Origin of the sequence: Flavicella sp. (assembly GCF_037132785.1) — a bacterium.
In the GTDB taxonomy this organism is placed as follows: domain Bacteria; phylum Bacteroidota; class Bacteroidia; order Flavobacteriales; family Flavobacteriaceae; genus Flavicella.
Genome location: NZ_JBAHZZ010000064.1, coordinates 1 through 8098, shown reverse-complemented (window position 1 = coordinate 8098; position 8098 = coordinate 1). Strand labels below are relative to the sequence as shown.

Below are 8098 nucleotides of genomic sequence, written 5' to 3'. Positions count from 1 at the left end.
AACTAAAGGAAAATGAACCAAAAAATAGATCCATAACTAACATAAACAATGAAAATAAGAAAAAAAAATATAAATTTTAGATTTAAAAAGTCAAAATTGAAATCTAAAAATGAAAAGAGCATTATGCAACGGTCTTAAATCACATGAAAACACTTCAAAATGATAGCAAAAGGGTAGTCAAATATTTTAAACATCACAACATAAAATATGCTGCGTAAAACTAACGATATATAGATGCGAGGTTAATAGTAGGATGGATTGTATTGCTAGTTATTTTTTTTAATTGATTAGAATAGTAATACCATTTTAACATTTAAATGACGCATTAAATTCGTTTCTTTTTCATTCATATTTCACCCAAAAATAAAATTGGTATAAGAGTTATACTGAGGGGTTGAAACTTCAGAGTTGAAGCCTTTTTCTATTTTAAAAAGCAAAAGTGTTTAGTTTGTTGAGATATTTTCTTTTTTTCTTGTTAGGGTTAAAATAAAATTTATATTTGCACACGCAAAACAGAAATGCATTGCTAAAATAATAAAACTCCTCCTTAGCTCAGTTGGTTAGAGCATCTGACTGTTAATCAGAGGGTCCTTGGTTCGAGCCCAAGAGGAGGAGCTTAACAACAGGAAGACTTATATGAAAATGTAAGTCTTTTTTGGTTTTGATGAATACCTGTTTAGACCAGGGCAGAATCATACTTTTAAATTTAATCTTCTATGTTTTCTAATAATTGTGTTTAATTTGATTTTTCTTTTAATTCCATGTTTTTACTCCACAAATCAACGAAATTATTATTAACGTGCTAACTGTAAGTAAATTACCCGTTAGTCTGATTATAATGAGCATGTGCTTACCTTAATAAAACTGCAAGATTTTGACATGAAATAGACTCACAATAAGTAACAAAACTAACATAAGATTCAACTTGCGAATTTGAGGTATCTATAAAAAATGCTATAAATTTGTACAATGAAATAAGACTCTACTTATCTTTATCTTTTTAAAATCTAATATCTTGTAAGAATTATAGAAGTAAAAATTAATTTTAACTTGTGTTATGTTTTGGCATAATGTAAATAAATACTGATATCTTTATCAAAAATTAAAATGATGATTAAAAAGCCAATTTTGTATGTGATTTTAAGCTTCTTGTTTTGTGTTTCTTGTACTACTCAAAAAAAAGAATATGATACACGAGCAATTGCATCGCTAGATGCTATGAGCGAAGCTATCGGGAATTTAACTTCTTGTAGTTATACAGTAAATATTGTAAATAATAGAAGTGAAAGTGTTGAGGTTATAAAAGAGGATGATGTTTATATGCGTGGTCCAAACAAAATGTATATCCATAGTAATCGCTCCGATGGAATGATAGGCTATTGGTTTAACGGCGAAACATTATCTTATTTTTCTTATACTAAAAACGAACATTCAACGATAAAAATACCAGGAACTATTATTGATGCTATAGATTTTTCGCATGAAAAATTCGGGATAGATTTTCCTGCTTCTGATTTTTTCTATCCAAAATTAACGGAAGATTTAATAAGTCAATATAATTCTATTTTTTATGTGGGAGAGGTAGAGTTTGATGGCTTAAAATGTATTTCTATTGTAGCTAATAATAACGAAGAAACACTTCAAATATGGATTCACAAAGAGTCAAATTTACCTCGTGGCATGTTAATTGAATCAAAAATTAATAAAGCACAATCTTATGAAGCTATATTTTCAAATTTAAAAGTTGATCCAAGTTTGCCAGATGCGTTATTTGAGTTTTCTGCGCCTTCAGACTCTAAACAAATTCAATTGCAACCAAAAAAATAATTATTATGAAAAAATATAGTTATATTTTATTGACAGTACTCTTTGTGTTATTTCTTTCTATAGATACTGCTTCAGCACAGAGAATTACTCATAAAAAAGGAAAAACAGTTAGCAATCAGAGTCGTTCAAAATCAGTAAACGGTGGTTTTAAAAGATCTACTAACCGTCCGCAAACAAAGACTTATAACAAAGTCACAACCTCTAATCGTAAGATTACTAGGGTATCTCCTAAAAGGACAACGACCGTCAATCATAAAAAAACAAATATTGGGAGAGGTAATACCAATGTAAACATAAATATAGACAATAGTAAAAATGTTAGGGTAAATAAAAATGCACGTATAAACAATAGAAACAATCGTTATTATAATGGACATCGTGGTTATTACCCTTACAGATATCATCCTTATACACCACATTATTATGGACCTCATTGGCATCCAGTAGGGTTTTTTATTGCTACAATTGCTACTACAGCAATTATTGTCTCAATTCACAATCAACAATATCATTATGATAATGGAGTTTATTATGCTCAAAGTTCTAGTGGGTATACAGTTGTACCTCCTCCAACAAATATAATAGTGAATACCATGCCTGAAGGTGTTGAAAACATCACTATTGGCGATGAGCATTATATGTATTTTGGTGGAGCCTTTTATATAAATGAAAATGATGAATACAAAGTTATATTGGCTCCAGATGGCGCTGTAGTAACCAATATTCCTGAAGGAGCTGTGGAAGAAGAAATTGAAGGCGACAAATATGTCGTTTACAACAATACATATTACAGACCTTTTTTGCAAAATGGAAATAATTTTTATCAAGTTGTTGAAATGGAAATCACAGAATAATCTTAGTTATAATACTGTGAGTTGCGATGTGCTGTCTCTTGATATGAAAGAGTACTTAAGTAGTCCAATCAATAAATCCTAGAGCTCTAGAAAATATTTTGAAAGTACTAAATATACATCGACGAATATTAAATCAGCCTCCGTATAAGATAACGGATTTATTCAAAACCTTAGCATCTGAAAATAATAAGATTTGGTCGAAAGAAAAATAGCCAAAAATGAAATTTAAAGTAGCAATTAAAGTTGGTTAGAATGGAGGACATGGACCAATAAAATATATCCTTGAAAAATATTACCCGAATGAAATAATTCAATTTAAATTCTTAAAGCCTATCTGATTTAAAGGAGTTCATAAGTTTGAACTAAGAAAATTAAATGACAATAAGACGGAAGTAAAACATACTATTGACTGCTTGTAACAGGCAAGGGGATATTCATCTGGTTTTTTGAGATACGTGCAGCATAACGCATTAATTGAAGATGCATTTGATAAACTTGAGAATAATTTTACTGAAGTAGATAAGTCCAGTAAATGGAGTATTTGGGTGATGTTTCTTAGAAAACAGTTGTCCAAAAAAAGAAAATAGCGGGCATTAAAAAGCGATAACACAATATCTTTATTCAAAAAAATATTATGCCCGTGGAGATCCAAACCAGACAATCAAGAATGTTATATTTCATTAGAAATAATATCTTCTAGAGATAATATATTAGATTCGTCAAAATAATTTGGAAAAATTAAAGGAGTTACATTTTTGACTGGAAGGATTAAAATTGATTCTTTCATTTGTTCTTTGCTGACAAAAGGAATTGTATTGTTCATTTTTATAAAAAACGACAAAATAACACTTAAAATAAATGCAACTTTTAGTAACCCGAATATTCCTCCTAGGATTTTATTTAAGATTCCTAAGGCAGCCAAATCAGCAATTTTTGTCAATAGTTTTCCTGCCATCGACACTACTACTACAATGCCAATAAATGTCAAAGCAAAAGCCGTTAAAGAGATGTAATGTTCATCCCAATCCAATTGTTTATTTAGATAATCTCCAGCATAAAACGAAAAATGTATTGCTCCATAAACACCTCCAATTAAGGCTGCTAATGAAGCTATTTCAACAAAAAGACCTTTAAAAATCCCTCGTAAAAACCCGAATAATAATAAGGCGGCGATAATAATATCAAATGTATTCATTGAAATAAGGACTGCGATTAGTTTTCAAAGATAGGGTAAAGTTTTATAGTTTTTAAACCAACGAATTCGTCGGGTAATTTAAAAGTTGTTTTTCGTCAAATACAGATGACCATATAAACCGACTTCACAATTTATAAACCTTCTTCTTATTGAAATAATTACAATACGGATACTTGAGAATAAATGGTTCAATTTTCAAAGTCAAAAGAAATTAAAAAAACGAATGCACGATTCACTCTTTGCTTCAAATATTAAAAATAAACCTATTAAAAAAGAAAATGAAGCAGGAAGAAATATACCTTTCCCCTTGTGGTCTTTATAAAAAACATTATGGAAAAACAATAGAGAAATCAAACTGGTATTAAACTTGTTGAAAACTAAAAAACACAGAAGAAAAGAGTTAAAGAAAAAAGATTGAGTTTGATCTGGCTATTTACACCTGCAAGGGTGATATTCCTAAATCTTTACGTATTTTCGTGTTTTGATTTTTTAATTAAACAGACCATGTCAACAGTACAAAAACAATACAAAAGAGTTACGACCAATTCGCTTATTGAAATGAAACACAATGGCGAAAAAATATCCATGCTTACCGCTTACGATTATACCATGGCTAAAATTGTTGACGCTGCAGGTATCGATGTTATTTTAGTAGGCGACTCCGCTTCCAATGTTATGGCGGGTCATGAAACAACACTTCCTATTACTCTAGATCAAATGATTTATCATGCGAGTTCTGTGGTAAGAGCTTCCGCAAGAAGTTTGGTGGTCGTAGACTTGCCTTTTGGCAGCTACCAATCAGATCCTAAAACGGCATTGCGCTCTGCCATAAGAATCATGAAAGAATCAGGTGCTCATAGCATCAAACTAGAAGGTGGGATTGAAATTAAACAATCGGTAAAAAAAATATTAAAAGCAGGTATTCCTGTAATGGGACACTTAGGATTGACACCTCAATCCATCTATAAATTTGGAACTTATTCCGTTCGAGCTAAAGAAGAAGAAGAAGCTGAAAAATTGTTGGAAGATGCTAAAATTCTTGAAGAACTTGGTTGTTTTTCTTTGGTATTAGAAAAAGTTCCTGCTGTATTGGCTGAAAAAGTTGCCAAAGCAATTTCTATTCCTGTTATTGGAATTGGAGCTGGTGGAGGTGTAGACGGACAAGTCTTAGTTACCCATGATATGGTAGGTATGACCCACGAATTTAATCCAAGATTTTTGCGTAGATACTTAAATCTTTATGACGATATGTATAACGCTTTCAAAAATTATATCGAAGATGTAAAATCACATGATTTTCCGAACAAATCTGAACAATACTAAAACTTCAGACAAACTAAGATGAAAGTTTTACATATAGATAGCAACCATCTTGTATTAATGTCTGGCTTAGAAAAACTAGGCTGTACCAACCACAAAGATTATACGTCTAGCAAAGAAGCTATTGAAGACAAAATTCATTTATATGAAGGTCTTGTCATCAGAAGTCGTTTTAAAATTGACAAACAATTTATAGACAAAGCTTCAAATCTAAAGTTTATTGCTCGTGTTGGAGCAGGACTAGAAAGCATCGATGTAGATTATGCTGCCGAAAAAGGAATTCAGTTGATTTCTGCTCCTGAAGGAAACAGAAATGCTGTTGGAGAACATGCTTTGGGAATGCTCTTGGCTTTATTTAACAAACTAAAACAAGCAGATCAACAAATTCGCAGTGGAAAATGGTTGCGAGAAGAAAATAGAGGAATCGAGTTAGAAGGAAAAATAGTCGGGCTTATCGGTTATGGAAACATGGGTAAGTCTTTTGCAAAAAAACTTAGAGGTTTTGATGTGGAAGTTTTATGCTACGATATAAAAGAAGGTGTAGGAGATGAAAACTGCCGACAAACAACACTTACAGAAATCCAAGAAAGATCAGATGTTTTAAGCATACATACTCCTTTTAATAAACTTTCTGACAAAATGGTCAGCTGGGATCTGATCAGCCTATTTAAAAAACCATTTTACTTAATAAACACTGCTAGAGGAAGCGCAGTAGTAACGGAACATTTAGTTCAAGCTATGCAAATGGGGAAAATTTCTGGTGCCTGTTTGGATGTTTTAGAATACGAAAAAGGTTCTTTTGAAAATCTTTTTAAAAAAAACAACTTAGCTCCTGCTTTTGAGTATTTAATACAGTCAGAACAAGTATTACTCTCTCCACATGTTGCAGGTTGGACACAAGAATCAAAAGTAAAACTAGCACAAACCTGTGTAGATAAAATTGCTGCTCATTTTTTTGATATTCATACAAAACCACAACCTAAAGATAGCCCTTTAGAAAAAGTAATAGGAATTGGTGGCGTGTTTTTTAAAACCAATAATCCTAAAAAGACCAGACTCTGGTATCAAAAACACTTAGGGTTTGCTATTGATACTTATGGAAGTACTTTTTGGTGGAAAGACAACAATCAAAAAACTGCTACAACTCAGTGGTCACCTTTTACAAAAAACACCAAATATTTTGATCCTTCTAAAAAGGATTATATGTTTAACTATCGTGTGAAAAATTTAGATCAACTATTAATTGACCTAGAAAAAGAAGGTGTTCAGATCATTGACAAACCAGAGGTTTTTTCTTATGGTAAATTTGCTTGGATATTAGACCTAGACGGAAACAAAGTTGAATTATGGGAACCTATAGAGTCATAAGACAACTATACATCAATAGACTTTATATAAGCTGCTAATTCTTTTTCATACATTTTTACTGCGTTCCATTCTTTTAACATAGTAGCGCCCGTTTTTTCATAAAAAGAAATAGCATTACTGTTCCAATCCAAAACATCCCACTCTACCCTGCGGACCTTTTTTTTATAGGCGTATCTCATCACTTCGTTATACAAAGATTTACCTATTCCTAAATTTCTTTTGTTCTCTCTTACTACCAAATCTTCCAAATGAATTGTTGATCCTTTCCAAGTAGAATATCGATAATAAAAAAGCGCAATTCCAACTATTTCATTTTCCAACTCAGCGACAAAGACTTCAAATTTTGGAGACTTAGAAAAACCATCTTTCTCTAAATCCTCAATTGTTACTTCTACAGCATCTGGTTCATTTTCAAAAATTGCCAATTCTTTAATTAACAACCAAACAGCTTGCATATCATCTTTTATTCCGTTTCTAATTGTATAATTCATTTTCTTGCTTTTTTATAAATTTTATTGAAAGTGAAGATACTATAAGCACATTGATTTACTGTCATCAAATCACGCTATATCTAAAATCTAATTTCCTTTTTGCTAAAGAAGAGAAGGTATCTGTTGATGAATTAAAAGAAATTATTAAAATGATAGAAACAAACAATCACTAATAAAAATTGTTATGGAATATTTAATCAAATTTAGCGCTATAATAACCCTCTTCTATTTATGTTATAGGTTGTTGTTATACCGAGAAACATTTTTTGAAGCCAACAGGTGGTTTTTACTTATTGGTCTGATGAGTGCTACTTTACTTCCTTATCTTACGATTACCACCTATGCAGAACAGCTACCCCCCTCTTTAGTAATTCTTGAAATTTCAACAACAGCGACAATTCTACCAATAAAAAAATCAATAAACTGGTTCCTAATTCTAAACACTACATATTTCTTAGGAGTTTTCTTCTTTACAATCAGACATCTACTACAAATTATCTCATTAATCAAAATATTATCACATAACAAAATCCATAAAAAAGAAGAATATAAATATGTCGTAACTTCTGATTCACACACCCCCCTTTTTCGTTTTTTAAATGGATTGTTTACAATCCCTCTCAATTTAACAAAACAGAACTAGAGCAAATTCTTACTCATGAAAAAGTACATGCACAACAATACCTCTCAATTGACATACTATTAATTCAACTCTCGTGTATTGTATTTTGGTTCAATCCTTTTATACGGTCTTAAATGGTGTTATGGTTATTTCTACAAAAAAATAAAATTAAAAAAGGCATTCATTTCTGAGTGCCTTTTTAATTTAACCATCAATATAAGACCGTTGCATAATGCTCTTTTCAGTTTTAGATTTCAATTTTGACTTTTTAAATCTAAAATTTAAGACCGTTGCAAGGTACATGACAAAAACAAACATCCAAACTTAGGATATAAATCATTGTTTGTTAGCTTATTAAGATGTATATTCAAGCCATGAAACTACAAATAACACCTACTTTTGCAGATAGCATTTGTGATTT

Annotated in this window: 5 protein-coding genes, 1 tRNA gene and 1 pseudogene; 5 read left to right on the top strand and 2 right to left on the bottom strand. The window is 31.0% G+C overall.

The genetic code is table 11. The annotated features are described in order from the left end of the window. The first annotated feature begins 541 nt into the window (after positions 1-541). The 3 genes from V5787_RS04080 to V5787_RS04070 all read left to right on the top strand — a co-directional run bounded on the left by V5787_RS04080 (position 542) and on the right by V5787_RS04070 (position 2681). Positions 542-615 (top strand) — tRNA-Asn (locus tag V5787_RS04080). 495 nt (positions 616-1110) lie between these two features. Then, on the top strand, positions 1111-1827 hold the full coding sequence (locus tag V5787_RS04075; protein ID WP_336891996.1) for a DUF2092 domain-containing protein: 717 nt from the start codon (positions 1111-1113) through the stop codon (positions 1825-1827). A gap of 5 nt (positions 1828-1832) precedes the next feature. Next, entirely contained in the window at positions 1833-2681 is an 849-nt protein-coding gene (locus tag V5787_RS04070; protein ID WP_336891995.1) for a DUF6515 family protein, read from the top strand. 670 nt (positions 2682-3351) lie between these two features. On the opposite strand, the gene V5787_RS04065 is transcribed toward V5787_RS04070, so the two are convergent. Beyond that, a complete protein-coding gene (locus V5787_RS04065) occupies positions 3352-3876 on the bottom strand; it encodes a CvpA family protein (RefSeq protein WP_336891994.1) in 525 nt (174 codons plus the stop codon). 504 nt (positions 3877-4380) lie between these two features. Here V5787_RS04065 and panB point away from each other — a divergent pair. Together panB and V5787_RS04055 are read left to right on the top strand one after the other, a co-directional pair. Continuing rightward, the gene (panB, locus tag V5787_RS04060) at positions 4381-5199 is read left to right on the top strand and encodes a 3-methyl-2-oxobutanoate hydroxymethyltransferase (protein ID WP_336891993.1); all 819 of its coding nucleotides are present in this window, start codon (positions 4381-4383) and stop codon (positions 5197-5199) included. 18 nt (positions 5200-5217) lie between these two features. Then, positions 5218-6150 (top strand): annotated as a pseudogene (locus V5787_RS04055) (2-hydroxyacid dehydrogenase); the annotation flags it as partial. A gap of 419 nt (positions 6151-6569) precedes the next feature. Here V5787_RS04055 and V5787_RS04050 read toward each other — a convergent pair. Next, complete coding sequence (locus V5787_RS04050; protein ID WP_336891992.1) at positions 6570-7055, bottom strand: GNAT family N-acetyltransferase; 486 nt, start codon at positions 7053-7055, stop codon at positions 6570-6572. Positions 7056-8098: the final 1043 nt, after the last annotated feature.

What these genes read in the sequence shown, in the direction of transcription:
- V5787_RS04075 (WP_336891996.1), top strand. Translation starts at nt 1,111, where the DNA reads ATGATTAAAAAGCCAATTTTGTATGTGATTTTAAGCTTCTTGTTTTGT.
- V5787_RS04070 (WP_336891995.1), top strand. Translation starts at nt 1,833, where the DNA reads ATGAAAAAATATAGTTATATTTTATTGACAGTACTCTTTGTGTTATTT.
- V5787_RS04065 (WP_336891994.1), bottom strand. Translation starts at nt 3,876, where the DNA reads ATGAATACATTTGATATTATTATCGCCGCCTTATTATTATTCGGGTTT.
- panB (WP_336891993.1), top strand. Translation starts at nt 4,381, where the DNA reads ATGTCAACAGTACAAAAACAATACAAAAGAGTTACGACCAATTCGCTT.
- V5787_RS04050 (WP_336891992.1), bottom strand. Translation starts at nt 7,055, where the DNA reads ATGAATTATACAATTAGAAACGGAATAAAAGATGATATGCAAGCTGTT.